The organism is Streptococcus sp. HMSC034B05 (assembly GCF_001809055.1).
Lineage (GTDB): Bacteria > Bacillota > Bacilli > Lactobacillales > Streptococcaceae > Streptococcus > Streptococcus constellatus.
On sequence record NZ_KV795595.1, the window covers coordinates 125,219 to 149,956 of the forward strand.

Sequence of the window (24,738 nt, forward strand, 5' to 3'; positions counted from 1 at the left end):
TAAAATTTTTAATTTTGAGTTCTGTCCCACTCCCTTTTTATATGTCTGAATATGTCTGAGCCCGGGTTCAAGTGAAATTTTCACAAAAACAGAAGAAAAAGATAGAAAGAAAACGCTTTATTATGTATAATAAAAATAGAACATACAATGGAGGCGTTTTATGTCACAAGAAACTTATATCATGGCGATTGACCAAGGGACAACCAGTTCGCGGGCGATTATTTTTAATAAAAAGGGCGAACAAGTTGCCACGAGTCAAAAAGAGTTTACTCAGATTTTTCCACAAGCAGGCTGGGTTGAGCATAATGCAAATGAGATTTGGAATTCGGTGCAGTCGGTCATTGCAGGTGCCTTTATCGAAAGTGTCATTAAGCCAAATCAGATTGAAGCGATTGGGATTACCAATCAACGGGAGACAACGGTTGTGTGGGATAAAAAAAGCGGATTACCCATTTACAATGCGATCGTTTGGCAGTCTCGGCAAACAGCTTCTTTAGCAGAAAAGCTCAAACAAGATGGATATGTAGACTTCTTTCATGGAAAAACAGGTTTGATTATAGATGCTTATTTCTCTGCGACCAAGGTGCGCTGGATTTTAGATCATGTGGAAGGAGCACAGGAACGTGCAGAGCGAGGAGAATTGCTCTTTGGAACGATTGATACATGGTTGGTCTGGAAATTAACGGATGGTGCAGCTCATGTGACTGATTATTCCAATGCAGCGCGGACCATGTTATACAACATCAAGGATTTGAAGTGGGACGACGAGATTTTATCCTTGCTCAACATTCCTAAGGCTATGCTACCAGAAGTTCGCTCAAACTCAGAAATTTATGGAAAAACAGCTCCCTACCATTTCTATGGCGGAGAAGTACCGATTTCAGGAATGGCAGGCGATCAGCAAGCTGCTCTCTTTGGGCAATTAGCATTTGAACCGGGAATGGTGAAGAATACTTATGGGACTGGATCTTTCATCATTATGAATACTGGTCAGGAATGCAATTTATCAAAAAATAATCTTTTGACAACCATTGGTTATGGGATAAATGGCAAAATGACTTATGCTTTGGAAGGGTCGATTTTCATTGCAGGTAGTGCCATTCAGTGGCTTCGTGACGGCCTTCGTATGATTGCTAGCTCACCTGAATCTGAGCAATATGCAAAAAATTCCACCAATGAAAATGAAGTGTATGTTGTTCCAGCTTTTACGGGACTTGGAGCGCCTTATTGGGATCCAGAAGCAAGAGGTTCTATTTTTGGATTGACACGTGGAACGAGTAAAGAAGATTTTATCAAAGCAACTCTGCAATCCATTGCTTATCAAGTGCGCGATATCATTGATACGATGCAAATGGACACAGATACAGCTATCCAAGTCCTGAAGGTAGATGGAGGTGCTGCCATGAATGATTTCCTCATGCAGTTTCAAGCAGATATTCTGGGAATTGAGTTAGCGCGTGCGGCAAATTTGGAAACAACGGCTCTTGGAGCAGCTTTTCTAGCAGGACTTGCGGTTGGTTATTGGAAAGACATGGAGGAGTTGAAAACATTAAATGCGGTCGGGGAAACATTCCAGCCAACTATGTCAGGGCTAGAGCGGCAAAAATTGTACAAAGGCTGGAAAGCAGCAGTTGCAGCCACACAATTTTTTGCAAAAGAATCTAATAAATAATTGGAAAATATGATGTTGCCCAAATTTATAAATACGTGCAATCATTGAGTATCAGACGTAGAGAAGCGATTAGGAATAGATCTTAGTCGCTTTTTCGTGTTCACCATTTTAAATAGCTTTCGCATAAAATTTTAAGCAGAACAGCTCACAAAATTCATTCTCATTTAGCTTGGAAAATTAGTAAAATGGTGAATATACCTGCTCTTATTGGTTTTTTTGAAAATTATGGTATAATAGATATAATTTTGGTAGATGGAGTTGAGTTTTGAAGAAAAGCTATCGCGTCAAGAGCGAGAAAGATTTTAATGCGATTTTCAAAGTTGGGCAAAGTTTTGCCAATAGAAAATTCGTCATTTATAAATTAGAAAAGAAACAAAAGCACTTTCGAGTAGGAATATCTGTCAGTAAAAAACTAGGAAACGCGGTCATGCGCAACAAGATTAAACGTCGTATTCGACACGTTTTGATAACTCATAAACTAAAGTTAGCAACGCTTGATTTTGTCGTCATTGCACGGAAAGGTGTAGAAATTCTGACTTATCCAGAATTGGAACAAAATTTACTTCATGTACTAAAAATAGCAAAAATTTATCAGGAAGGTTTGAGTTGTGAAAAAGAAAAGTAAGTTGGTGGTGCTTTTAGCTCTGGCTTTGCTCATTCTAACAGCATGTGGAACGAGTGAGGTTACAGCGAGTTCACCAGATTTATGGGAAAGATTTGTGTATTTCTTCGCTGTAACGATTCGGTTTCTTTCCTTTAATGGAAGTACGGGGATTGGGATTATCCTCTTCACTTTAATTATCCGGACTGTTCTTCTGCCAGTTTTCCAATTGCAGATCAATGCTTCACGCAAAATGCAGGAAGCACAGCCATTGGTGAAAGAATTGCAGGCGAAGTATCCAGGGCGTGATATGGAAAGCCGTAATCGTCTGGCTCAAGAAACGCAAAAACTATATAAAGAATTAGGAGTGAAGCCTTCGGCATCATTTTGGCCCTTGCTCATTCAAATGCCTGTGCTGATTGCGTTATACCATGCTTTGATTCGTGTTGAGTTTCTTAAAGTTGGGCATTTCCTATGGATGAATCTTGGGGCGACAGATCCTTATTATATTTTGCCAGTTTTAGCAGCTGCGTTCACCTTTTTGAGTACTTGGTTGAGCAATAAAGGAATGGCAGAACGTAATGGTTTGATGACAGGAATGATGTTTATCATGCCAATCTTTGTCTTTTTCTTTGCGGTCAACGTAGCGAGTGGGGTTGCATTATACTGGAGTACGTCGTATGCTTATCAAGTGTTCCAAACGCTTTTACTGAGCAATCCATATAAAATCATTGCAGAAAGAGAAGCAAAGGCGACTGCCGAGCGTGAACGTGAAGAAAAGAAAAAACGTGCCTATCGTAAAGCACAAAAAAAGAAAAAGTAAGGAGGCGCTTGTATGGTATTATTTACAGGAGCGAGTGTTGAAGAAGCTATTCAAAATGGCTTGCGTGAGTTAGAGATTCCAAGGATGAAAGCACATATCAAAGTGATTTCTCGTGAGAAAAAAGGATTTTTGGGATTATTTGGCAAGAAATTAGCCCAAGTTGACGTAGAACCCATCAACGAAACGACAGTAGTAAAGGCGAATCAAAAGGCTGTCAAAGGTGTTCCAGAAGAAATCAATGCTCAAAATGAACCTGTCAAGAGCGTCAGTGAAGCAACTGTTGACTTAGGCCACGTTGTTGCAGCTATTAAAAAAGTTGAAGAAGAAGGCAAAGAAATTTCAGATGATGTCAAAGCTGAAATCTTGAAGCATGAAAAAGAAGCCAGCACGATTCTTGAAGAGACAGGAACGATTGACTTATTGAAAGATAGTGATATCGTAAATTTTCAAAAATCGGTCGCTCAAGAAGAAAAGACAACTGATAAGATTATTTCTTTTGATCAGGCTATAGAAAAGCGCTCGGAAAGTCAACCGATAGCTGAAGAGCCGGCTGATTTTGAAGATTTGGGCATTCAAGTTGAAGAAAATTATGATGTTGAAGAAGTTGTTGCGAGTGTGACGGGTTATGTGCAAAACATCGTGGATGAAATGGACGTAGAAGCTAGCCTTGCAAGTGCTCATAATCGTCGGACAATCAATATGCAAATTGATACCAATGAGCCTGGTCGCATTATCGGCTATCACGGAAAAGTGCTGAAAGCTCTTCAATTATTGGCACAGAATTATCTTTATAATCGTTACTCTAAGAGTTTTTACATTTCTATAAATGTCAATGATTATGTAGAACATCGAGCAGAAGTTCTACAAAGCTACGCTCAGAAGCTAGCTGATCGTGTGTTGGAATACCAACATAGTCAAAAGACTGATCCTATGTCTAACAATGAGCGGAAAATTATTCACCGAATTATTTCTAAAATGGACGGGCTTACCAGCTATTCAGAGGGTGACGAACCAAACCGTTATGTTGTAGTGGATATTGATAGTGAATAAAGAGAAAGCCGGCAGAGATGCTGGCTTTTGTAGTAATAAACTAGGAGAAGGATATATGAAGAAGAGAGTTTTTCTAATTATTTTAGGGTTAGTACTACTTGGTGCCTGTGGTCAAAAGAAAATAGAGAAGCAGGAGAATACTTCTGACTCGAGTAAGAGTACATTAGACAAAGAGCAAAAGAGTGCTTTGATTTCAGTAGCACAAGATGAAAAATTATATGCTTCGACTTTGGATAAATTAAAGAAAGATACTTCTGAAGGCCGTGCGAAGATATACACATTTTATGATATTGATAAAAATGGGACGGATGAATTAATCACAGGACATCATTCTAACGGGGCTTATTATTTAGCGGCTGTTTATTATTTGAATCAAGGGACATCAACTTATTTAGCTCAATCAAAAGTGGCTTCAGTAGGTGGAAGTCGAGAAAGCGCCACAATATATACAGATGGGACAGTCTTTTATGCTCAATGGCATTCTCTAAGTCCAGATGCTAAGGGTTATCTTTATCAACTGAAATCTGATAATAGTGGTATAGATGTTCTAAAAGAAGCAGATTTTCAAATAACTGGTGTAGATTCAAATTCTGAAAAAAGCGTAGGTTCAGTTTTTGGGTTAGCTTCTAAAAAAGAGCTTGATCTATCTTCGTTAAGGTGGAAAGATATAGAAAACTACCAAGCAACGACAAGTGTTAGAAATCAGAAAGAACAAAATAGTTCGTCCCAAATGGATTTGGGAGCCATCCAAAAGGGAGATTATTCTAGTGTTGAAGGTACATGGAGAAATGGGTGGGGGAATGAATTAGTATTTGATAAAAATGGCTTGGTTAATAATGACTTGAAATTAGGAAACAATTTTAAAATGATTAATTCTTATTTACAAGGTGGAGTATCCTTTGGAGGACCGGGTGCAGCCGTCTTATTTATTCCTGCTGGTATAGATATGTCTATGACTTTGGATAATCAAAAAATAATGGATGCTTCTAATCGTAAGAGGGACAGGATTCTTATTACGCAAAGCGTTAACGTGAATAACTCAGAAGCATTCTATTATAAAGAGTAAAAAAGAAAGGAGTTCTCATGTCACTTTTTCCAGCTATTGAAAGCTTTCTACCCCATCAGGGAGTCAAGTACATTTCTCCAGATAAGGCAGGCCAGTTGCGCAAGTCCATGCTGGAGTTCAAGGCTAATGGACAGGAAGCGCGTAAGGAGTTTGCAGACTTGGTCAAGGATTTTCAGTGCCTTTATCCCAAGCTGACCTTGGAGCGAACTAGTCAGTGGATGAATCAGGCGCAGATGCTGCGGCCACATTTTTGGAATTATCTTAAAGGTTATGGGGGAATTACGGAGCCTATGTTTGCTCTGCGCTTGTATGGAACTGCAAAAGACTTTGGGGTGTCACTAGAGGTGAGTTTCATGGAGCGCAAGAAAGATGAGCATAGCCTTAGTAAGCAAAACCGAGTACTGAATCTGCCTATCCAGTCACCAGCTTACTATTTTGTCCAGATCAATGGCCTGAGTCAGCGCTTTGAAGGTACGGAGAAAAATCGTCAGTTTCTTATCCAGCAAGTGGCAGCCGGTCAGGCTCGCAAGGTTCTGGTCAAATACGATATTCCCCTCTATCGAGCCACTTCAAGGGATCAGGTGCTGTCCCAGTTGCAGGAGGCCATGACAAGCTTAATTCCCTTTTACGAAGCGACTCGAAGCCTATGATTACGTTTTTAAAGAGAAAGTTATTTCAGTAAGTATTGACAAAAGCCCCAGAATCATATAGAATAGTTAAGTATGTTTAGTAACTGATCACATAGCCGGCTAAACGAATACAAGAATCTAAGAGGAGGTATTCAAAGTGAAACGTACTTATCAACCAAGTAAAATCCGCCGTGCGCGCAAACACGGTTTCCGTCATCGTATGGCAACTAAAAACGGTCGTCGCGTGCTTGCTAGCCGTCGTCGTAAAGGACGCAAAGTTTTGGCTGCATAATCCAAACGAATACAAGATGAAGAACCAACGGAAACTCGAGACCGCTGGTTTTTTTGTTGGATAACAACGAGACAAACTGCATTTACCACGAGATTTTGATATAATAGAAAATGATATAAAGAGGAATGAATGATGAATATTTTTGATACACATACACACCTTAACGTGGATAATTTTGCAGGAAAAGAAGCTGAAGAGATTGCTTTCGCACGCGAGTTAGGTGTTACCAAGATGAATATTGTGGGTTTTGATACAGAAACCATTGAAAAGTCGCTAGCGCTGTCTCGTCAATATGATGAACTATACAGCACGATTGGTTGGCATCCAACTGAGGCAGGCTCTTATACGCAAGAAGTTGAAAACATGATTGTCAGTCATTTGCACGATTCCAAAGTTATTGCCCTCGGTGAGATTGGTCTGGATTATCACTGGATGGAAGATCCGAAAGATGTGCAGATTGAGGTCTTCAAACGTCAGATTCAGCTGTCGAAAGACCACGATTTGCCATTTGTTGTTCATACGCGTGATGCGCTGGAAGATACTTATGAAGTTATTAAGGAAGCTAGTGTTGGCGAACAGGGTGGTATTATGCACTCGTATTCAGGCTCTTTAGAAATGGCTGAACGTTTTGTTGAGCTTGGTATGATGATTTCTTTTTCTGGTGTGGTGACTTTTAAAAAGGCTGTAGATGTGCAAGAAGCTGCGCAGAAGTTGCCTTTAGATAAGATTTTAGTTGAGACAGATGCACCTTATCTAGCCCCTGTACCCAAACGTGGTCGTGAAAATCGAACGGCTTATACTCGTTATGTTGTAGATAAAATAGCAGAGCTTCGCGGCTTGACGACGGAAGAAGTGGCGGAAGCAACCTATCAGAATGCTCTGCGCATTTTTGATTTAAAGGAAAAATAAATGAAAGAGAAAATTTCTCAAATCATTGTGGTTGAAGGACGAGATGATACGGTTAATCTTCAACGATATTTTGATGTGAAAACCTATGAAACCAGAGGTTCAGCGATTAACCAAGAGGATTTAGAGCGAATTGCAAGACTTCATGACCTGCATGGAGTGATCGTTTTTACCGATCCAGATGTCAATGGTGAGCGGATTCGTAGGATGATCATGACCGCTATTCCTAGTGTTCAACATGCTTTTTTAAGGCGTGATGAAGCCGCTCCTAAGTCTAAAAATAAAGGGAAGTCATTGGGGATCGAGCATGCTTCTTATGACGATTTAAAAGCTGCTCTTTCTCAGGTAACTAAAAATTTTGAAAAAAAGACTGATTTTGATATCACACGTTCAGATTTGATTCGCTTAGGATTTCTGACAGGCAATGACAGCCGCAAACGTCGTGAATTTTTAGGAGAAGAACTCCGCATTGGCTATTCAAATGGGAAACAGTTGCTTAAACGACTAGAATTGTTTGGGATTGGATTGACAGATGTTGAAAATGTAATGAAAGAGTACGAAAGGAAGCGACATGGCAAATAGAAGTTATATTTATTTTAAAAACGGAGATGAGACACGTGTTTTAGCGGAGGGAATTTATAGTATTCCCTATTTCTGGCAACTGTTTTGGAATGAAGAAGATCTGCAAGCAGCTATTGATTTGTGGAAAAAAGTAGAAGAGCTTGAAAAAGAAGATAAAGAGAAAGCAGAAGAATTTTATCAAGAGCAGAATATGGGAGTTACTCTTTCCATTGAAAAATTCCAGCAAAATGCCCGCCACAATCGGTCTTTTTTAGAGCAACATGCTCCACAGGTGTTGCAACTGTATGATGATTTTGTTCGCTATATTATTGCAAATGTCAAAGAGGATGATACGCTAGGATTTGACGTTTTAGAAATTGTTTCTATGGACGAATTGCCTATCGCTTCTGATAAACTTTTAAAAAATATCCGTGCTATTCAGCAAAATCAACCAGAAGATTTGGATTTCTCTCTAACGGATAAGGACTTGCTTGGGTTAGCTATGGGGTTTCCAGATGATTATGCTTCAGACATGTTGCCAGAAGACAATATTCTAAAATCAGCTGCTTACCAAGATGAGTTGAAGAAACGGCAAAATCAAGAAAGCAAGCAGGCAGATAATGTGATTGAATCCGATTCAAAAGGTAACAAACGTCGGATTCATCCGGCATTTTGGATTTTGCTTGTGCTAGGAATTATGCGGATTTTATATATTTTATTTAGCTAATGGATAGAAATGAGAACTATGAGAATTGCGGATTATAGCGTGACGCGAGCGGTACTTGAGCGTCATGGTTTTACTTTTAAAAAATCATTCGGTCAGAACTTCCTGACAGATACCAATATTTTACAAAAAATTGTGGATACAGCTGAAATTGATAAACATGTTAATGTGATTGAAATCGGACCAGGCATTGGGGCACTGACTGAGTTTTTAGCGGAGAATGCAGCAGAAGTCATGGCTTTTGAGATTGATGAGCGTCTAATGCCGATTTTGGCAGATACCCTGCAGGAATTTGAAAATGTTAAGATTATCAATGAAGATATTCTTAAGTCAGACCTACAGGCTCGAATTAAGGAATTTTCCAATCCAGAATTACCTATCAAAGTGGTGGCTAATCTGCCTTATTACATCACGACTCCGATTTTGATGCATCTGATAGAAAGTCGGATTCCTTTTTCAGAATTTGTTGTGATGATGCAGCGAGAAGTAGCTGATCGCATCTCGGCGCAGCCCAATAGTAAGTCTTATGGTAGTTTGTCAATAGCTGTGCAATATTACATGACAGCTAAGGTAGCTTTTATCGTACCGCGGACAGTCTTTGTTCCCGCCCCAAATGTGGATTCGGCAATTCTGAAAATGACTCGTAGAGACAAGCCGGCAGTTGAGGTCAAAGATGAACCCTTCTTCTTCAAGGTCTCAAAAGCTAGTTTTACTCACCGTCGGAAAACCCTCTGGAATAATCTAACTAGTTGTTTTGGCAAATCGGATGAAATTAAAACAAGACTGGAGATCGCTTTGAATAATGCTGATCTGTCTCCAAATGTTCGAGGAGAAGCACTTGATTTGCAAGAATTTGCACGCTTATCAGATAGCTTATATGATGAGGGATTCAGATAAACTGAATAATAAGTATCACATAACAAAGAACCTCGCTAAGTTCATCTTAGTGAGGTTCTTCATAAGGAAAGGACGGGATTTGAACCCGCGCATGAATAAAATCCATTTGCCGGATTTCGAGTCCGGTGCCGTACCAAGCTGGGCCACCTTTCCAGAATTTAAAATAAGCGCTTTTTGAATGGGGTATATCCAACTATGTTATTTCGTTCCAAACGAGAAGACAAAGCGTAGCATAACTTGAGTAAGGTGCGCTACAATTGACGAAGTCTCAAACGAAATAAAAATGCGGAAAAAGGGATTTGAACCCTCACGTCCGAATGGACACATGCGCCTGAAGCATGCGCGTCTGCCGTTCCGCCATTTCCGCTTGGTTTCTATTATACCATATTAGAAACGTTTTTCATCATTTTTTTGCACTAAAAAGCAAAATACTGCTTTTTTTTGTTATAATGAACTTATTAAGCGTTAAAGGAGTCCATTTGAAAGGAATAATCGTGAAAGCCTTAGCCGGCTTCTATTATGTAGAGTCAGAAGGCAAGGTTTATCAGACTAGAGCTAGAGGAAATTTCCGCAAGAAAGGACAAACTCCCTATGTGGGGGATGAGGTCGAATTTTCTGCTGAGAAAGATTCTGAAGGTTATATCTTAAAAATAGCAGAGCGAAAAAACAGTCTGGTACGACCACCTATTGTCAATATAGATCAAGCTGTTGTAATAATGAGCGCTAAAGAACCAGATTTCAATCCTAATCTTTTGGATCGTTATTTAGTCCTCTTGGAGCAGAAAGCTATCCACCCGATTATCTATATCAGTAAATTAGATTTGTTGGCGGACGACAAGGAATTAGACGTTTTCCTTGATATTTATTGCTCTATCGGCTATGATACTGCCAAGACAATAACAGAACTTTTGCCGTTTTTAACAGCTAAGACGACTGTTTTCATGGGACAAACTGGGGTTGGCAAATCTACTCTGCTCAATAAAATGGTACCAGATTTACAGTTGGAAACCGGAAAAATTTCAGAAAGTTTGGGTCGTGGTCGCCACACAACTAGAGTGGTTAGTTTTTACAATCTCAATGGGGGAAAAATTGCAGACACCCCGGGATTTTCTTCGCTGGATTATGAAGTGGACAATGCAGAGGATTTAAATCGAGCATTTCCTGAAATTGCAAAAGTCAGTCATGGCTGCAAATTCCGGACCTGCACGCATACGCATGAACCGAATTGTGCAGTAAAACCTGCCGTTGAAAAGGAACAAATTGCAGCTTTTCGTTTCGAGAATTACTTGCAATTTCTGAGTGAAATTGAAAACCGTCGTGAAACCTATAAAAAAGTAGCTAAAAAGCAACCTAAGTGAGGAGGAAGTCAAATGAAACCTTATAAAATTGCACCATCTATTTTAAGTGCAGATTATGCTAATTTTGAATCGGAACTAAAAAAGCTAGAAGCAACTGGTGCAGAATATGTTCATATTGATATTATGGATGGTCATTTTGTACCCAATATTAGCTTTGGTGCGGGTGTGGTCGCGAGCATGCGACCGCACAGTAGATTGGTATTTGATTGTCATCTTATGGTATCTAATCCAGAACATCATATTGAAGAATTTGCTCGTGCGGGTGCAGATATTATCAGTATCCATGCTGAAACAACCCCTCATATTCACGGAGCTTTGCAAAAGATTCGGACAGCAGGTGTCAAGGCAAGTGTCGTTATCAATCCAGGGACGCCTGTTGAAGTGGTGAAAAATGTTTTGAATTTAGTCGATCAAGTCTTGGTTATGACGGTCAATCCAGGCTTCGGTGGACAAGCCTTTCTGCCAGAAACAATGGATAAAGTACGGGAATTAGTTGTTTTGAGAGAAGTGAACCAACTAGACTTTGATATTGAAGTAGATGGTGGTATTGATGATGAAACCATTCGCGTTGCCAAAGAAGCCGGTGCCAATGTCTTTGTAGCGGGCAGTTACGTTTTCAAAGGAGATGTAGCTCATCAGGTTCAAACATTGAAAGAAGCATTGCATGACTAAAATTGCTCTTTTTGCTGGCGGGATGATAGATAGTTTTCAAGTGGATTTTGACATTTTTATCGGAGTGGACAGAGGAAGCCTGTTTCTCATTGAACAAGGCATTTGTCCAGACTTAGCGGTCGGTGACTTTGATTCTGTTTCGGAGGAAGAGCTGGCTTTGGTTTGTTCTCAATCTAAGGAGGTACTTCAAGCACAACCTGAAAAAAACGACACAGATTTAGAACTAGCTGTCAAGACTGTTTTTGTACGTTATCCGCAGGCACAAGTGACTATTTTTGGTGCTTTTGGCGGGCGCTTGGATCATACTTTGGCAAATATTTTCTTGCCGAGCGATCCAGAAATCACGCCTTATATGCAACGAATTCGGCTTTGTAGTGCGCAAAATGAGCTCAGCTATTGTCCTCAAGGGCGTCACGAGATAAAGCCGGTAGTTGGTATGGATTATCTAGCTTTTATGTCTGTGAGCAATAGTCAGTTAACGATTGAAGGAGCCAAATATCCTTTAAACGAATCCAATTATTTTTTCAAAAAAGTGTATGCTTCTAACGAATTTATAGATGAGCCCGTTTTTTTAGAGTGCCAATCAGGTTATGTTATTGTCATTTATAGCAAAGACAGGAGTTAGTATGGAGTTTATAATTATCCTCTTATTGCTGGGAAATCTTATTGTGACCTTTCTTTTGTGGCAAAAGAATCAGCAACAGACAGATCAGGTACAGAAATTTCTGGAAGCTCAAGCTGATCACTTATCTGATCAGTTAGATTACCGTTTTGAGCAAGAACGGCAACGAAGTCTCCTGACACAACAACAACTGGAATTGGCTCTGGGAGATCGTTTGGTTGAGGTGCGTACGGATTTACATCGGAATTTAACGGAAATGCGTTTAGAAATAAGTGAAAATCTAACCCAAAATCGTGATAGAACAGATGAACGAATGCGCCAGATTCAAGAATCAAACGATCGTCGCTTAGAACAAATGCGCCAAACGGTGGAAGAAAAATTAGAGAAAACACTGCAAACAAGATTGCAAGCCTCCTTTGAAACAGTCTCTAAACAGTTGGAGTCGGTCAATCGCGGTTTAGGAGAAATGCAAAATGTAGCGCGTGATGTTGGCACTCTAAATAAGGTGCTCTCCAATACTAAAACGCGCGGAATTTTAGGCGAATTGCAGCTTGGTCAAATCATTGAAGACATTCTGACACCGAGCCAGTATGAGCGTGAGTTTGCAACGGTTCCAGGCTCTAGTGAACGTGTAGAGTATGCAATTAAATTACCGGGACAAGTGGAAAAAGACTACATCTATTTACCAATTGATTCCAAGTTTCCTCTGGCAGACTATTATCGTTTGGAGGATGCTTATGAATCAGGAGATAAAGAAGAAATTGATTTTTGCCGTAAGTCTTTGTTAACTAGCGTCAAACGTTTTGCTAAAGACATTAAGAAAAAATATCTGGCACCTCCTGCAACCACGAATTTTGGAGTGATGTTTTTGCCAACGGAAGGGCTTTATTCAGAGATTGTTCGCAATCCAGAATTCTTTGACAATTTGCGTCGGGATGAGCAGATTGTGGTGGCAGGGCCGTCTACGCTATCTGCTTTGCTTAATTCGCTTTCGGTCGGTTTTAAAACGCTCAATATTCAAAGAAGTGCAGATGACATCAGCAAGGTTCTGGGCAATGTCAAATCAGAATTTAATAAATTTGGTGGTATTTTGCTCAAGGCACAAAAACATTTGCAACATGCATCTGGCAATATTGATGAATTGCTGACGCGAAGAACTAATGCTATCGAGAGGACTTTGCGTCATGTTGAAATTTCGGATAAGTCGGCCTTAGATGGTCTATTAGATTTTCAAGATGAAGAGGAAGAATATGAAGATTAACCAAATGAAAAAAGATGAGCTATTTGAAGGATTTTATCTCATCAAATCTGCTGAACTTCGTCAAACAAGGGCAGGGAAAAACTATTTGGCATTCACCTTTCAAGATGACACTGGAACGATTGAAGGGAAATTGTGGGATGCACAACCGCACAATGTGGAAGAATTTACTGCTGGAAAAGTCATCCATATGCAAGGGCGCAGAGAAGTATATAACAATACTCCGCAAGTGAATCAAATTACACTACGTCTGCCAAAAGTTGGTGAGCCAAACAATCCAGCTGATTTTAAAGAAAAGCCGCCAGTTGATGTCCAAGAACTACGTGAATATCTGTCACAAATGATCTTCAAAATTGAAAACCCAATTTGGCAGCGTGTGGTGCGAGCCTTGTATGCTAAATACGATAAAGAATTTTATTCTTATCCTGCTGCTAAAACGAATCATCATGCTTTTGAAGCAGGACTTGCTTTTCATACAGCTACAATGGTGCGGTTGGCAGATAGCATCGGAGATATTTATCCGCAGTTAAATAAAAGTCTTTTGTTTGCAGGGATTATGTTGCATGATCTAGCAAAAGTGCTGGAATTGACGGGTCCTGAACAGACAGAATACACTGTTCGAGGCAATCTCATCGGACATATTGCCTTGATTGACGAAGAAATGACAAAGGTATTGGTAGAATTAAAAATCGAAGATACCAAAGAAGATGTCATCATTCTCCGTCATGTATTACTAAGCCATCACGGTTTGTTGGAATACGGCAGTCCTGTTCGTCCCAAAATCATGGAAGCAGAGATTATCCACATGATTGACAATTTAGATGCGGAAATGATGATGATGACTTCAGCTTTAGCCTTAGTTGGTGAAGGTGAAATGACCAATCGAATCTTTGCTATGGACAACCGCTCCTTCTATAAACCAAATTTTGATAAGTAAAAAACGAAAAACGAATGTTATTGCAAAAATAATGTTCGTTTTTTGGTCTTATTATGATATAATGAAGAAAATAAAATAAAATTGGTGAAAAAATGAAATTAAGAAGAAGTGAACGCATGGTAGTCATTTCTAACTACCTAATCAATCATCCTTATGAACTAACTAGTCTCAATACATTTGCTGAAAAGTATGAGTCCGCAAAATCCTCCATTTCCGAAGATATTGTCATTATTAAACGTGCTTTTGAAGAAATGGAAATCGGATATATCGAAACCATTACAGGAGCAGGCGGAGGTGTTATTTTTACACCTTCTATCTCAGATAAAGAAGCTAGAGCAATGGTGGAAGAACTTTGTACGAAATTATCCGAAAGTAATCGGATTCTACCTGGTGGCTACATTTATTTGTCAGATTTGTTGAGTACACCTTCTATTTTAAATAACATTGGACGCATTATTGCCAAAACATTTAGAAAACAAAAAATTGATGCTGTTATGACCGTTGCTACAAAAGGAGTACCTTTGGCAAATGCAGTGGCAAATGTATTAAATGTCCCATTTGTCATCGTGCGCCGCGATTTGAAAATTACAGAGGGTTCAACGGTTAGCGTCAATTATGTGTCGGGTTCAAGTGGGGATCGTATTGAAAAGATGTTCTTGTCGAAACGCAGCCTAAAAGCTGGAAGCCGTGTTTTAATCGTAGATGATTTCTTAAAAGGTGGTGGGACAGTCAACGGCATGATTAGCCTTTTACGAGAATTTGATTCGGAATTAGCTGGTGTAGCAGTTTTTGCGGAAAATGCACAGACAGAGCGTGAGCACTTAGATTACAAATCTTTGTTGAAAGTAACAAATATTGATGTGAAGTCTAACAAAATCAGTGTAGAAGTTGGCAATATTTTTGACAAATAGATGAGGTGAGAATTTGAAAAATATATTGGATAAATTGGATCAAAGCTCTTTGTGGCTAAGAATTTCGATTGTTATAGCTTTGGCGCTCATTCTTGCTGCTGGATTATTTTTCGTTAAAAAGCAAGATGATGCGACGCGTGCAGCTGCTCCGACTGTAAGGCGAACCATTTCAACATCAAAATCTTCAGAATCGAAAGCAGAAAAAGAGAAAAAAGAGCAAGCCAAAATTGCACAAGAGGCAGAAGATGCTGTTAAAAAATTGGAGACAGAGCAGACGACGGCTAATGTAACGCCTGCTCAAGAAAAAGTGGACAAGTTGAAAGACGAAGCTCAAAAAGCTCAACTTCAACAACGGATTAAGGCAGTTAGTGACGCGATTGCTGCGCGTGAAGCCAATGAAGCAGCTGCTACAGCAAATCAAAACGCTGTGACGCCTCAAACAGATGCAGGGCAAACTTATCAACAAACCTATCAAGCTCCTGCAACTTCAGCTACCACAGGACAGGCTGAGACCAATTCAGCTCAAACTCCAACGACTAACAGAGCAGGTGTCCCAGCCACAAATACTACGGGACAATAGATGGGAACTCAACAAGAAAACTATAAAAATATATTGACAAAGAAAGTGTCGTCGTGTTATACTAATAGACGGTACTTTTTACTTTTGGTCTCTCAAAAGTGTACAGAGACGTGCTGACAAATGTTGCAAAAGTACACGCAGATGATAGCTGTCACCAAGTGTATCATCACCAAAATTAAAAAATACAGGAGAAATGTAGATGCCTACAATTAACCAATTGGTTCGCAAACCGCGTAAATCAAAAGTAGAAAAATCTAAATCACCAGCTTTAAACGTTGGTTATAATAGTCTGAAACGTGTGCCTACTCGTGAAAACTCACCACAAAAACGTGGTGTAGCAACTCGTGTTGGTACTATGACACCTAAAAAACCGAATTCGGCTCTTCGTAAATTTGCTCGTGTACGATTGAGCAATCTTATTGAAGTAACCGCTTATATCCCAGGTATCGGACATAACTTGCAAGAACACAGTGTTGTGCTTCTTCGTGGTGGACGTGTAAAAGACCTTCCAGGGGTACGTTATCACATCGTTCGTGGTGCACTTGATACAGCAGGTGTAACTGATCGTAAGCAAGGCCGTTCTAAATACGGTACCAAAAAACCAAAAGCATAAGGAAAGGGGATAAAGATAAATGAGTCGTAAAAACCGTGCGCCTAAGCGCGAAGTATTGCCAGATCCGCTCTACAATTCAAAATTAGTGACACGTCTTATCAACCGCGTTATGCTTGATGGGAAACGTGGTACAGCCGCTTCAATTGTATATGGCGCTTTTGAGCAAATCAAAGAAGCTACTGGAAACGATGCACTTGAAGTATTTGAAACAGCTATGGAAAACATCATGCCTGTACTTGAAGTACGTGCTCGCCGTGTTGGTGGGTCTAACTATCAAGTTCCAGTTGAAGTTCGTCCAGAACGTCGTACAACCCTTGGACTTCGTTGGTTGGTAACTATTTCACGTTCACGTGGAGAACACACTATGCAAGATCGTCTTGCGAAAGAAATTATGGATGCGGCAAACAATACTGGTGCAGCTGTTAAAAAACGTGAAGATACTCACCGTATGGCTGAAGCTAACCGTGCTTTTGCTCACTTCCGTTGGTAAGATTGCTACTCTTTTTAGAGACTTGCAAAAAGTTCAGTACTCTTACTAATTAGCATGAGTAATCAACAAGCGGGTAGGATTTGCCTACTCGCTTTTCTTAAAATATGTTATAATAAACTGTAAATAAAATAATAGGAGAAATAAGCAAATGGCTCGCGAATTTTCACTTGAAAAAACTCGTAACATCGGTATCATGGCTCACGTCGATGCTGGTAAAACAACAACGACTGAACGTATTCTTTACTATACCGGTAAAATCCATAAAATCGGTGAAACACACGAAGGTGCTTCACAAATGGACTGGATGGAACAAGAACAAGAACGTGGTATCACCATCACATCTGCTGCAACAACAGCGCAATGGAAAGATTACCGTGTCAATATTATCGACACGCCAGGACACGTGGACTTCACTATTGAAGTACAACGTTCGCTTCGTGTATTGGACGGTGCTGTAACTGTTCTTGATTCACAATCAGGTGTTGAACCTCAAACGGAAACAGTTTGGCGTCAAGCAACTGAGTATGGTGTTCCACGTATCGTATTTGCTAACAAAATGGATAAAATTGGTGCTGACTTCCTTTATTCAGTAAGCACTCTTCACGATCGTCTTCAAGCAAATGCTCACCCAATTCAATTACCAATTGGTGCAGAGGACGACTTCCGTGGAATCATTGACTTGGTTCGCATGAAAGCTGAAATCTATACAAACGACCTTGGGACAGATATTCTTGAAGAAGAAATTCCTGCTGATTACCTTGAACAAGCCCAAGAATGGCGTGAAAAATTAGTCGAAGCAGTTGCTGAAACTGACGAAGACTTGATGATGAAATACCTTGAAGGTGAAGAAATTACTGAGGCAGAATTGAAAGCTGCAATCCGTAAGGCAACGATCAATGTTGAATTCTTCCCAGTTCTTGCTGGCTCTGCCTTCAAGAACAAAGGTGTTCAAATGATGCTTGATGCAGTTATTGACTACCTTCCAAGCCCACTTGATATTCCAGCTATTAAAGGTGTAAACCCAGATACAGACGAAGAAGAAACTCGTCCAGCTTCTGATGAAGAACCATTTGCAGCACTTGCTTTCAAGATTATGACGGACCCATTTGTAGGTCGTTTGACATTCTTCCGTGTTTACTCAGGTGTCTTGAACAGCGGTTCATACGTATTGAATACTTCTAAAGGTAAACGCGAACGTATCGGACGTATCCTGCAAATGCACGCAAACCACCGTAACGAAATCGAAACTGTTTACGCAGGTGATATCGCTGCAGCTGTTGGTTTGAAAGATACCACGACTGGTGACTCATTGACGGATGAAAAAGCAAAAATTATCCTTGAATCGATCGAAGTCCCAGAGCCAGTTATCCAATTGATGGTGGAACCAAAATCTAAAGCCGACCAAGACAAGATGGGTATTGCTCTTCAAAAATTGGCTGAAGAAGATCCAACATTCCGTGTTGAAACAAACGTTGAAACTGGTGAAACAGTTATCTCTGGTATGGGTGAGCTTCACTTGGATGTCCTCGTAGACCGTATGCGTCGTGAATTCAAAGTGGAAGCAAATGTGGGTGCTCCTCAAGTATCTTACCGTGAAACTTTCCGTGCACAAACATCAGCACGTGGATTCTTCAAACGTCAATCAGGTGGTAAAGGTCAATTCGGTGATGTTTGGATTGAATTTACTCCAAATGAAGAAGGAAAAGGCTTCGAATTTGAAAATGCTATTGTTGGTGGTGTCGTTCCACGTGAATTTATCCCAGCCGTAGAAAAAGGTTTGGTTGAGTCAATGGCAAACGGTGTCCTTGCAGGTTATCCAATCGTTGACGTGAAGGCAAAACTGTATGATGGTTCATACCACGATGTTGACTCATCTGAAACAGCCTTCAAGGTTGCAGCTTCACTTGCGTTGAAAGAAGCTGCTAAGACTGCACAACCAACTATTCTTGAACCAATGATGCTTGTTACCATTACTGTTCCAGAAGAAAACCTTGGTGACGTTATGGGACATGTAACAGCTCGTCGTGGACGTGTTGATGGTATGGAAGCTCATGGTAACAGCCAAATCGTTCGTGCTTATGTACCACTTGCTGAAATGTTCGGTTATGCAACGGTTCTTCGTTCAGCATCTCAAGGACGCGGTACTTTCATGATGGTCTTTGACCACTACGAAGATGTACCAAAATCAGTACAAGAAGAAATCATTAAGAAAAACAAAGGTGAAGCTTAAGCTTTGAATTAAACCTGGGCACTCGCATTTGCGAGTGCCTTTTCTTTTTTTGGAAAATAATCTCTCTGTCAATCAAAAGAAAAAATAATCAATCTGATGAATCTGAATTTATAAATTCTTGTCTATTTTGTAAGTTGTGTTCTTCTGTTTTCAGAAGATATTACCTTGCTTTTTCAAATCAATGAAAGTCGAAATGAAAATTAGTGAAAGAACTCATAATACTTGTTAATAACAATGAAATCAGTTGCAATTTTAAGAGAGAAAGTATATAATAGATATGTTGAAAGGTGATTTGTAGCGACTCAAGTTACTCTTTTCACATAAAAATTTTTTTGATTTTCATAAGGAGGAAATCACGAATGGTAGTTAAAGTTGGTATTAACGGTTTCGGTCGTATTGGTCGTCTTGCATTCCGTCGTATCCAAAACGTAGAAGGTGTTGAAGTTACTCGTATCAACGACCTTACAGATCCAGTAATGCTTGCACACTTGTTGAAATATGACACAACTCAAGGTCGTTTCGACGGTACTGTGGAAGTTAAAGAAGGTGGATTCGAAGTTAACGGTAAATTCGTTAAGGTTTCTGCTGAACGTGACCCAGAACAAATCGATTGGGCTACTGATGGTGTAGAAATCGTTTTGGAAGCAACTGGTTTCTTTGCTAAGAAAGATGCTGCTGAAAAACACCTTAAAGGTGGTGCTAAGAAAGTTGTTATCACTGCTCCTGGTGGAAGTGACGTTAAAACAATTGTATTTAACACTAACCACGATGTTCTTGATGGTACTGAAACAGTTATCTCTGGTGCTTCATGTACTACAAACTGCTTGGCTCCAATGGCTAAAGCACTTCAAGACAACTTCGGTATCGTTGAAGGATTGATGACTACTATCCACGCTTACACTGGTGACCAAATGATCCTTGACGGTCCACATCGTAAAGGTGATCTTCGCCGTGCTCGTGCTGGTGCTGCAAATATCGTTCCTAACTCAACTGGTGCTGCTAAAGCTATCGGTTTGGTTATTCCAGAATTGAACGGTAAACTTGATGGTTCAGCTCAACGTGTTCCAACTCCAACTGGATCAGTTACTGAATTGGTTGCTGTTCTTGAAAAGAACGTTACTGTTGATGAAGTAAATGCAGCTATGAAAGCAGCAGCTAACGAATCATACGGTTATACTGAAGATCCAATCGTTTCTTCAGATATCGTAGGTATGTCATTCGGTTCGTTGTTTGATGCAACTCAAACTAAAGTTCTTGACGTTGATGGAAAACAATTGGTGAAAGTTGTATCTTGGTATGATAACGAAATGTCATACACTGCACAACTTGTACGTACTCTTGAATACTTTGCAAAAATCGCTAAATAATTCATTAGTATATAGAGAAGAGAGGTTTGCCCTCTCTTTTTTGTTGTTATTTGAAAACCGTATATAATTACTCCGATTATGATTTGCTCCACGAAAAAAAGAACTTGAATCTAAATAGATTTAAGTTCTTTTTATATCTATGTAAGAATTCTGTTATAAAGTATCTTCATCTGGTGTTAAAATCATTGGAATAATGATAGGCTCACGCTCTGTATTTTCATATAAAAATGGTCGAAGAGCATTTACAATAGCTCCATTGACAGACTGGATGCTGGCATCTTTATTTTTCAATGCGATACGTATCGCATTGAAAAGAATACGTTGGCTATGACGGATCAGTTCACCTGATTCCCGCATATAGATGAAACCGCGACTGAGAATGTCAGGACCGGCTAAGATCATCTTCGATTTAAAGTCAACGGTAGCGACTGCAAGGACGACGCCATCTTCGGAAAGGTCACGTCTGTCACGGAGGACTGCAGCACCAATTTCTCCAATACGATTGCCATCGACATAAATATCTTGTGCATTGAAACTTCCGGCAATGCGAGCAGAATTAGCAGTTAAGGCTAAAACGTCTCCATTACTCATGATAAAGATATTGTCTTTAGGCACTCCAGTATCCATTGCAAGTCCCGCATGCACTTTTTGCATACGGTATTCACCATGGACTGGCATGAAATACTTCGGTTTTATCAAACGAAGCATAAGTTTTTGTTCTTGCTGTCCACCGTGTCCGGAAGTATGAATATTGTTGATTTTACCGTGGATAACATCAACACCAGCTTCTGAAATGGTGTTGATAAGCTTATTGACACTAGTAGTATTTCCTGGGATAGGACTAGAAGAGAAAATCACTGTATCACCTGGTTGAAGCTGTACTTGACGATGTGTTCCATTGGCGATGCGTGAAAGAGCCGCCATTGGCTCTCCTTGGCTTCCTGTACACATGATAAGTATTTCGCCGGCAGGATAGTCTTTAATCTCATTTGGCTCGATGAAAGTACCTTTAGGCGCCTTGATGTAGCCAAGTTCAATTCCATTTGCGATGGCTTTCTCCATTGAACGACCAAAGACTGCAATTTTCCGTCCTGTTTTGACAGCCGCATCAGTAGCCTGTTGTAGGCGGAAAATATTGGAAGCAAAGGAAGCAAAAATAATCCGTCCATGGATGTTTTCAATGATTTTCATAATGGACTGACCGACCACTTTTTCCGAATTTGTAAAAGTCGGAATTTCTGCATTGGTTGAGTCAGAAAGAAGAACTAGAACCCCATCCTCGCCAAGAGCTGCCATTCGATGCAAATCCGCTGGTTCTCCAACGGGTGTAAGGTCAAACTTGAAGTCACCTGTACATACAACTTTCCCTTGAGGTGTGTGAATGACAATTCCTAACGGCTCTGGAATAGAGTGGGTTGTGCGGAAGAAAGTTGCTTTTAAATGTTTAAATTGAAGTTCAGTGTTTTGATTGATCTCATAGAGCTTAGCATCACGTAAAAGACCGTGTTCTTCTAGTTTCCCGCGGATAAGTGCTAGAGCGAGTGGTCCTGCATAAATCGGAACATTGGCTTGTTTGAGTAGGAAAGGAATCCCACCGATATGGTCTTCATGTCCATGAGTAATCAGAACACCTTTGATACGGTCAACGTTTTCTACGATATAGGAATAATCAGGAATAACATAATCAATCCCTAAAAGGTCATCTTCAGGAAATTTGATACCAGCGTCAACGATGATAATTTCATCTTTGTATTCAATTCCGTAGGTATTTTTTCCAATTTCTCCTAAGCCACCAATGGCAAATACACCGACTTCTTCGGGTTTTAAAGTATAAGACATGGTTTAGAGCTCCGTAATTGTAAAGTTGCCTGATTCTTTTTCATATTCTAAATGTTTATCAGACAAGCGTGTGATAAATTCGACATTGTAAGGCGTTTTTTCTTCAACGAGTTTACGCGCTTTAATGCGTCCTTCTAATTCATCCTTAGCGTCAATATCCAAGTAAAGCGACTGCGTATTTTCGCGTCGTGGATTGCGCTCTTTTGTTTCTTGATAAAAAACTTTGTAAATCATTTAATTTCCTTTCTCATTCATAATCAATCTACCAGAAAATAGCCACCTTATTTTCAAGGGCGGTCTTCATCTATTTAATTTTCCGGGTAATAAATTGATTTTGATACGTTACAATTATAATCATTATATCATAAAAAGCTGATTTAGTAAAAGAAAGAAGTTAGAAAATCTAGGAAAATGATTTTCACAAGGTCTTATTTTTTTGGAAATCATATTGAGGAAATCCGTATTTTTTGTAGTATAATAGAAACTAGATTATCACGAAGGAAATATAAAAATGAAAATTTTAGCTTTTGATAGCTCTAGTAAAGCATTGGCAATTGCTATTTTAGAGGATGAACAGTTGCTTGCTGAGATGACAATAAATATTAAAAAAAATCATAGCATTACATTGATGCCAGCAATTGATTTTCTCATGGAAAGTTTGGATTTAAAACCAACGGACCTAGAACGCATTGTGGTTGCAGAAGGTCCGGGTAGTTATACAGGTTTGCGGATTGCTGTAGCAACAGCTAAAACTCTGGCTCATACCCTTAAGATTGGCTTGGTTGGAGTTTCTAGCTTACGGATTCTGGTACCAGAAAGTATTGATGGCTTGGTTATTCCTCTCATGGATGCTAGACGCAACAATGTTTATGCTGGTTTTTATAAAAATGGTAGGATCGTTCAGCCAGAAGCTCATTTATCTTTTGAAGAGGTCTTGGAAAAAGCCAAGCCTGATTCTCAAGTAACCTTTGTAGGAGAAGTGGAAAATTTCACAGAGCAGATTCAAGCAGTTTTGCCAGAAGCTTTTATCAAAACAACTCTGCCAAACGCTGCACTCCTTGCTAAAATCGGTCTGCAATTACCAGCTCGCTCTGTTCATGACTTTGTGCCAAACTACCTCAAGCGAGTGGAAGCGGAGGAAAATTGGCTCAAAAACCATGAAGAAACGAACGATTCTTACATTAAGCGCTTATGATTGAGATTAAAAAAGATGAAAAAAAGCAGACCGTTGATTTGACAGAGCGGATTTATCAGGTATTGAAAGACGTGTATGCAGTCAGTCCGTGGAGTATGGAACAAATAGAGAAAGCTTTACAACATCCTTTGTCGAGCTATATTTTAGCTCTAGAGGGTCAAAATTTAATTGGTTTTCTGGCTTTTCAGGAGTCAGATTTTGAAGCGGAAGTTTTGCAAATTGCGGTTAAGAAGGCTTATCAAGGTAAGAAAATTGCGACCGCTTTGTTTGAACATCTGCCAATTAACAAAGAGATTTTCCTTGAAGTGAGGGAGTCCAATAAGCCAGCTCTGCTATTCTACAAAAAAGAAAAATTTGAAGAAATCGCGCGGCGGAAGGCCTATTACCATGCGCCAGTGGAAGACGCGATCGTCATGAAAAGGGAGAACTATGGAAGATAGATATATTTTAGCTTTTGAAACGTCTTGCGATGAGACCAGCGTGGCGGTTTTGAAGAATGAGACGGAGCTTTTGAGCAATGTCATTGCCAGCCAGATTGAGAGTCATAAGCGTTTCGGCGGCGTGGTACCGGAAGTGGCCAGTCGCCACCATGTGGAAACTATCACGGCTTGCATTGAGGAAGCCTTGGCAGAAGCAGGCATTATCGAGCAAGATGTGACAGCCGTAGCTGTGACCTATGGACCTGGTTTGGTGGGGGCTCTTTTGGTTGGATTGGCGGCTGCCAAGTCCTTTGCGTGGGCACATCATTTACCACTTATTCCTGTCAATCACATGGCGGGACATCTAATGGCTGCTCAGAATGTCGAGAACTTAGAATATCCTCTTTTAGCACTACTAGTCAGCGGAGGGCATACAGAGTTGGTTTATGTTAGCGAAGCCGGTGATTATCAGATTGTAGGGGAAACACGTGATGACGCGGTCGGAGAAGCCTATGATAAAGTTGGTCGTGTGATGGGTTTGACTTATCCAGCAGGGCGTGAGATAGATGAATTGGCCCATAAAGGACGGGATATTTATGATTTTCCGCGGGCTATGATCAAGGAAGACAATCTAGAATTTTCATTTTCTGGTCTCAAATCAGCCTTTATTAATCTACATCATAATGCCAAGCAAAAAGGTGAGTTTCTTTCCAAGGAAGATCTGGCAGCTAGTTTTCAAGCTGCTGTTTTAGATATTCTCATGGCAAAGACAAAGAAGGCTTTAGGGAAATATCCTGTCAAGACCTTGGTGGTTGCGGGTGGTGTTGCAGCTAATCAAGGCTTACGTGAACGTTTAGCAGCTGAAATAACAGATATTAAAGTTATCATACCGCCTTTGCGTCTCTGTGGGGACAATGCAGGAATGATTGCTTATGCCAGTGTCAGTGAGTGGAACAACGCCAATCTTGCAACATTAAATCTGAATGCCAAGCCAAGTCTGGCGTTTGAGACAATGGAAGAATAAGA

General features: G+C 40.0%; 27 protein-coding genes and 2 tRNA genes. 25 read left to right on the top strand and 4 right to left on the bottom strand.

Features of this window, described 5'->3' with window-relative positions; genetic code table 11:
• Positions 1 to 160 precede the first annotated feature (160 nt).
• The 11 genes from glpK to rsmA all read left to right on the top strand — a co-directional run bounded on the left by glpK (position 161) and on the right by rsmA (position 9,221).
• On the top strand, positions 161 to 1,672 hold the full coding sequence (gene glpK, locus HMPREF2542_RS03190; protein WP_058670058.1) for a glycerol kinase GlpK: 1,512 nt from the start codon (positions 161 to 163) through the stop codon (positions 1,670 to 1,672).
• A 265-nt stretch (positions 1,673 to 1,937) separates the two neighbouring features.
• Complete coding sequence (rnpA, locus tag HMPREF2542_RS03195) at positions 1,938 to 2,297, top strand: ribonuclease P protein component (protein ID WP_003071021.1); 360 nt, start codon at positions 1,938 to 1,940, stop codon at positions 2,295 to 2,297.
• Positions 2,281 to 3,096: a YidC/Oxa1 family membrane protein insertase gene (locus tag HMPREF2542_RS03200; RefSeq protein ID WP_037596440.1), complete on the top strand. Its 816-nt coding sequence runs from the start codon at positions 2,281 to 2,283 to the stop codon at positions 3,094 to 3,096. The genes rnpA and HMPREF2542_RS03200 overlap by 17 nt, the downstream gene beginning before the upstream one ends.
• 12 nt (positions 3,097 to 3,108) lie before the next feature.
• Positions 3,109 to 4,146, top strand: a complete 1,038-nt coding sequence (gene jag / locus HMPREF2542_RS03205; protein ID WP_003071016.1) for an RNA-binding cell elongation regulator Jag/EloR — start codon at positions 3,109 to 3,111, stop codon at positions 4,144 to 4,146.
• A 55-nt stretch (positions 4,147 to 4,201) separates the two neighbouring features.
• A complete protein-coding gene (locus HMPREF2542_RS03210) occupies positions 4,202 to 5,212 on the top strand; it encodes a DUF6287 domain-containing protein (protein WP_058670059.1) in 1,011 nt (336 codons plus the stop codon).
• Positions 5,213 to 5,229: 17 nt separating this feature from the next.
• Positions 5,230 to 5,862, top strand: a complete 633-nt coding sequence (locus HMPREF2542_RS03215; RefSeq protein ID WP_049476291.1) for a hypothetical protein — start codon at positions 5,230 to 5,232, stop codon at positions 5,860 to 5,862.
• 136 nt (positions 5,863 to 5,998) lie between these two features.
• A complete protein-coding gene (rpmH, locus tag HMPREF2542_RS03220; RefSeq protein WP_003026476.1) occupies positions 5,999 to 6,133 on the top strand; it encodes a 50S ribosomal protein L34 in 135 nt (44 codons plus the stop codon).
• Positions 6,134 to 6,265: 132 nt separating this feature from the next.
• On the top strand, positions 6,266 to 7,042 hold the full coding sequence (locus tag HMPREF2542_RS03225; RefSeq protein WP_003071005.1) for a TatD family hydrolase: 777 nt from the start codon (positions 6,266 to 6,268) through the stop codon (positions 7,040 to 7,042).
• Positions 7,043 to 7,621, top strand: coding sequence for a ribonuclease M5 (rnmV, locus tag HMPREF2542_RS03230; RefSeq protein ID WP_058670060.1), 579 nt, complete (start codon positions 7,043 to 7,045; stop codon positions 7,619 to 7,621).
• Positions 7,611 to 8,327 carry a hypothetical protein gene (locus HMPREF2542_RS03235; protein WP_003070999.1) on the top strand — a complete coding sequence of 239 codons (717 nt, stop codon included), beginning with the start codon at positions 7,611 to 7,613 and terminating at the stop codon, positions 8,325 to 8,327. Before rnmV ends, HMPREF2542_RS03235 begins: the two co-directional genes overlap by 11 nt.
• Before the next feature lie 18 nt (positions 8,328 to 8,345).
• Complete coding sequence (rsmA, locus tag HMPREF2542_RS03240; RefSeq protein WP_049476295.1) at positions 8,346 to 9,221, top strand: 16S rRNA (adenine(1518)-N(6)/adenine(1519)-N(6))-dimethyltransferase RsmA; 876 nt, start codon at positions 8,346 to 8,348, stop codon at positions 9,219 to 9,221.
• A 64-nt stretch (positions 9,222 to 9,285) separates the two neighbouring features.
• Here the strand turns inward: rsmA and HMPREF2542_RS03245 are convergent.
• Both HMPREF2542_RS03245 and HMPREF2542_RS03250 read right to left on the bottom strand, forming a co-directional pair.
• Positions 9,286 to 9,374: transfer RNA gene (locus HMPREF2542_RS03245), tRNA-Ser, on the bottom strand.
• 131 nt (positions 9,375 to 9,505) lie between these two features.
• Positions 9,506 to 9,588 (bottom strand) — tRNA-Leu (locus HMPREF2542_RS03250).
• A 112-nt stretch (positions 9,589 to 9,700) separates the two neighbouring features.
• Here HMPREF2542_RS03250 and rsgA point away from each other — a divergent pair.
• The 11 genes from rsgA (at position 9,701) to gap (ending at position 20,259) form a co-directional block, all read left to right on the top strand.
• Complete coding sequence (gene rsgA / locus HMPREF2542_RS03255; protein WP_037596477.1) at positions 9,701 to 10,579, top strand: ribosome small subunit-dependent GTPase A; 879 nt, start codon at positions 9,701 to 9,703, stop codon at positions 10,577 to 10,579.
• A 12-nt stretch (positions 10,580 to 10,591) separates the two neighbouring features.
• Positions 10,592 to 11,251 carry a ribulose-phosphate 3-epimerase gene (gene rpe, locus HMPREF2542_RS03260; protein ID WP_058670061.1) on the top strand — a complete coding sequence of 220 codons (660 nt, stop codon included), beginning with the start codon at positions 10,592 to 10,594 and terminating at the stop codon, positions 11,249 to 11,251.
• Complete coding sequence (locus HMPREF2542_RS03265; protein ID WP_058670062.1) at positions 11,244 to 11,876, top strand: thiamine diphosphokinase; 633 nt, start codon at positions 11,244 to 11,246, stop codon at positions 11,874 to 11,876. Before rpe ends, HMPREF2542_RS03265 begins: the two co-directional genes overlap by 8 nt.
• A gap of 1 nt (position 11,877) precedes the next feature.
• Positions 11,878 to 13,134 carry a DNA recombination protein RmuC gene (rmuC, locus tag HMPREF2542_RS03270; RefSeq protein ID WP_058670063.1) on the top strand — a complete coding sequence of 419 codons (1,257 nt, stop codon included), beginning with the start codon at positions 11,878 to 11,880 and terminating at the stop codon, positions 13,132 to 13,134.
• Positions 13,124 to 14,068 carry a 3'-5' exoribonuclease YhaM family protein gene (locus HMPREF2542_RS03275; protein ID WP_037596486.1) on the top strand — a complete coding sequence of 315 codons (945 nt, stop codon included), beginning with the start codon at positions 13,124 to 13,126 and terminating at the stop codon, positions 14,066 to 14,068. Before rmuC ends, HMPREF2542_RS03275 begins: the two co-directional genes overlap by 11 nt.
• Before the next feature lie 92 nt (positions 14,069 to 14,160).
• The gene (gene purR / locus HMPREF2542_RS03280) at positions 14,161 to 14,979 is read left to right on the top strand and encodes a pur operon repressor (RefSeq protein ID WP_020997566.1); all 819 of its coding nucleotides are present in this window, start codon (positions 14,161 to 14,163) and stop codon (positions 14,977 to 14,979) included.
• 13 nt (positions 14,980 to 14,992) lie between these two features.
• Positions 14,993 to 15,559 carry a hypothetical protein gene (locus tag HMPREF2542_RS03285; protein WP_058670064.1) on the top strand — a complete coding sequence of 189 codons (567 nt, stop codon included), beginning with the start codon at positions 14,993 to 14,995 and terminating at the stop codon, positions 15,557 to 15,559.
• A gap of 199 nt (positions 15,560 to 15,758) precedes the next feature.
• Entirely contained in the window at positions 15,759 to 16,172 is a 414-nt protein-coding gene (gene rpsL / locus HMPREF2542_RS03290; protein WP_003026451.1) for a 30S ribosomal protein S12, read from the top strand.
• 19 nt (positions 16,173 to 16,191) lie between these two features.
• Positions 16,192 to 16,662, top strand: coding sequence for a 30S ribosomal protein S7 (gene rpsG / locus HMPREF2542_RS03295; RefSeq protein WP_003026449.1), 471 nt, complete (start codon positions 16,192 to 16,194; stop codon positions 16,660 to 16,662).
• A 148-nt stretch (positions 16,663 to 16,810) separates the two neighbouring features.
• Entirely contained in the window at positions 16,811 to 18,892 is a 2,082-nt protein-coding gene (gene fusA / locus HMPREF2542_RS03300; RefSeq protein WP_003074701.1) for an elongation factor G, read from the top strand.
• Between the two features lie 359 nt (positions 18,893 to 19,251).
• On the top strand, positions 19,252 to 20,259 hold the full coding sequence (gap, locus tag HMPREF2542_RS03305) for a type I glyceraldehyde-3-phosphate dehydrogenase (protein ID WP_003070973.1): 1,008 nt from the start codon (positions 19,252 to 19,254) through the stop codon (positions 20,257 to 20,259).
• A 153-nt stretch (positions 20,260 to 20,412) separates the two neighbouring features.
• On the opposite strand, the gene rnjA is transcribed toward gap, so the two are convergent.
• Both rnjA and HMPREF2542_RS03315 read right to left on the bottom strand, forming a co-directional pair.
• A complete protein-coding gene (gene rnjA / locus HMPREF2542_RS03310) occupies positions 20,413 to 22,098 on the bottom strand; it encodes a ribonuclease J1 (RefSeq protein WP_003070971.1) in 1,686 nt (561 codons plus the stop codon).
• Between the two features lie 3 nt (positions 22,099 to 22,101).
• Positions 22,102 to 22,332, bottom strand: a complete 231-nt coding sequence (locus HMPREF2542_RS03315) for a DNA-dependent RNA polymerase subunit epsilon (RefSeq protein WP_003070969.1) — start codon at positions 22,330 to 22,332, stop codon at positions 22,102 to 22,104.
• Between the two features lie 277 nt (positions 22,333 to 22,609).
• Between HMPREF2542_RS03315 and tsaB the strand changes: the two genes are divergently transcribed.
• The 3 genes from tsaB to tsaD are packed head-to-tail and all read left to right on the top strand — an operon-like array spanning position 22,610 to position 24,736.
• Positions 22,610 to 23,293: a tRNA (adenosine(37)-N6)-threonylcarbamoyltransferase complex dimerization subunit type 1 TsaB gene (tsaB, locus tag HMPREF2542_RS03320; RefSeq protein ID WP_058670065.1), complete on the top strand. Its 684-nt coding sequence runs from the start codon at positions 22,610 to 22,612 to the stop codon at positions 23,291 to 23,293.
• Positions 23,290 to 23,733 (top strand): ribosomal protein S18-alanine N-acetyltransferase, encoded by a 444-nt coding sequence (gene rimI, locus HMPREF2542_RS03325; protein ID WP_058670066.1) that lies wholly within the window; start codon positions 23,290 to 23,292, stop codon positions 23,731 to 23,733. The genes tsaB and rimI overlap by 4 nt, the downstream gene beginning before the upstream one ends.
• Positions 23,723 to 24,736 (top strand): tRNA (adenosine(37)-N6)-threonylcarbamoyltransferase complex transferase subunit TsaD, encoded by a 1,014-nt coding sequence (gene tsaD / locus HMPREF2542_RS03330; protein WP_006269210.1) that lies wholly within the window; start codon positions 23,723 to 23,725, stop codon positions 24,734 to 24,736. The genes rimI and tsaD overlap by 11 nt, the downstream gene beginning before the upstream one ends.
• Positions 24,737 to 24,738 lie beyond the last annotated feature (2 nt).

What these genes read in the sequence shown, in the direction of transcription:
- glpK (WP_058670058.1), top strand. Translation starts at nt 161, where the DNA reads ATGTCACAAGAAACTTATATCATGGCGATTGACCAAGGGACAACCAGT.
- jag (WP_003071016.1), top strand. Translation starts at nt 3,109, where the DNA reads ATGGTATTATTTACAGGAGCGAGTGTTGAAGAAGCTATTCAAAATGGC.
- HMPREF2542_RS03210 (WP_058670059.1), top strand. Translation starts at nt 4,202, where the DNA reads ATGAAGAAGAGAGTTTTTCTAATTATTTTAGGGTTAGTACTACTTGGT.
- HMPREF2542_RS03215 (WP_049476291.1), top strand. Translation starts at nt 5,230, where the DNA reads ATGTCACTTTTTCCAGCTATTGAAAGCTTTCTACCCCATCAGGGAGTC.
- HMPREF2542_RS03225 (WP_003071005.1), top strand. Translation starts at nt 6,266, where the DNA reads ATGAATATTTTTGATACACATACACACCTTAACGTGGATAATTTTGCA.
- rnmV (WP_058670060.1), top strand. Translation starts at nt 7,043, where the DNA reads ATGAAAGAGAAAATTTCTCAAATCATTGTGGTTGAAGGACGAGATGAT.
- HMPREF2542_RS03235 (WP_003070999.1), top strand. Translation starts at nt 7,611, where the DNA reads ATGGCAAATAGAAGTTATATTTATTTTAAAAACGGAGATGAGACACGT.
- rsmA (WP_049476295.1), top strand. Translation starts at nt 8,346, where the DNA reads ATGAGAATTGCGGATTATAGCGTGACGCGAGCGGTACTTGAGCGTCAT.
- rpe (WP_058670061.1), top strand. Translation starts at nt 10,592, where the DNA reads ATGAAACCTTATAAAATTGCACCATCTATTTTAAGTGCAGATTATGCT.
- HMPREF2542_RS03265 (WP_058670062.1), top strand. Translation starts at nt 11,244, where the DNA reads ATGACTAAAATTGCTCTTTTTGCTGGCGGGATGATAGATAGTTTTCAA.
- rmuC (WP_058670063.1), top strand. Translation starts at nt 11,878, where the DNA reads ATGGAGTTTATAATTATCCTCTTATTGCTGGGAAATCTTATTGTGACC.
- HMPREF2542_RS03275 (WP_037596486.1), top strand. Translation starts at nt 13,124, where the DNA reads ATGAAGATTAACCAAATGAAAAAAGATGAGCTATTTGAAGGATTTTAT.
- purR (WP_020997566.1), top strand. Translation starts at nt 14,161, where the DNA reads ATGAAATTAAGAAGAAGTGAACGCATGGTAGTCATTTCTAACTACCTA.
- rpsL (WP_003026451.1), top strand. Translation starts at nt 15,759, where the DNA reads ATGCCTACAATTAACCAATTGGTTCGCAAACCGCGTAAATCAAAAGTA.
- rpsG (WP_003026449.1), top strand. Translation starts at nt 16,192, where the DNA reads ATGAGTCGTAAAAACCGTGCGCCTAAGCGCGAAGTATTGCCAGATCCG.
- fusA (WP_003074701.1), top strand. Translation starts at nt 16,811, where the DNA reads ATGGCTCGCGAATTTTCACTTGAAAAAACTCGTAACATCGGTATCATG.
- gap (WP_003070973.1), top strand. Translation starts at nt 19,252, where the DNA reads ATGGTAGTTAAAGTTGGTATTAACGGTTTCGGTCGTATTGGTCGTCTT.
- rnjA (WP_003070971.1), bottom strand. Translation starts at nt 22,098, where the DNA reads ATGTCTTATACTTTAAAACCCGAAGAAGTCGGTGTATTTGCCATTGGT.
- HMPREF2542_RS03315 (WP_003070969.1), bottom strand. Translation starts at nt 22,332, where the DNA reads ATGATTTACAAAGTTTTTTATCAAGAAACAAAAGAGCGCAATCCACGA.
- tsaB (WP_058670065.1), top strand. Translation starts at nt 22,610, where the DNA reads ATGAAAATTTTAGCTTTTGATAGCTCTAGTAAAGCATTGGCAATTGCT.
- rimI (WP_058670066.1), top strand. Translation starts at nt 23,290, where the DNA reads ATGATTGAGATTAAAAAAGATGAAAAAAAGCAGACCGTTGATTTGACA.
- tsaD (WP_006269210.1), top strand. Translation starts at nt 23,723, where the DNA reads ATGGAAGATAGATATATTTTAGCTTTTGAAACGTCTTGCGATGAGACC.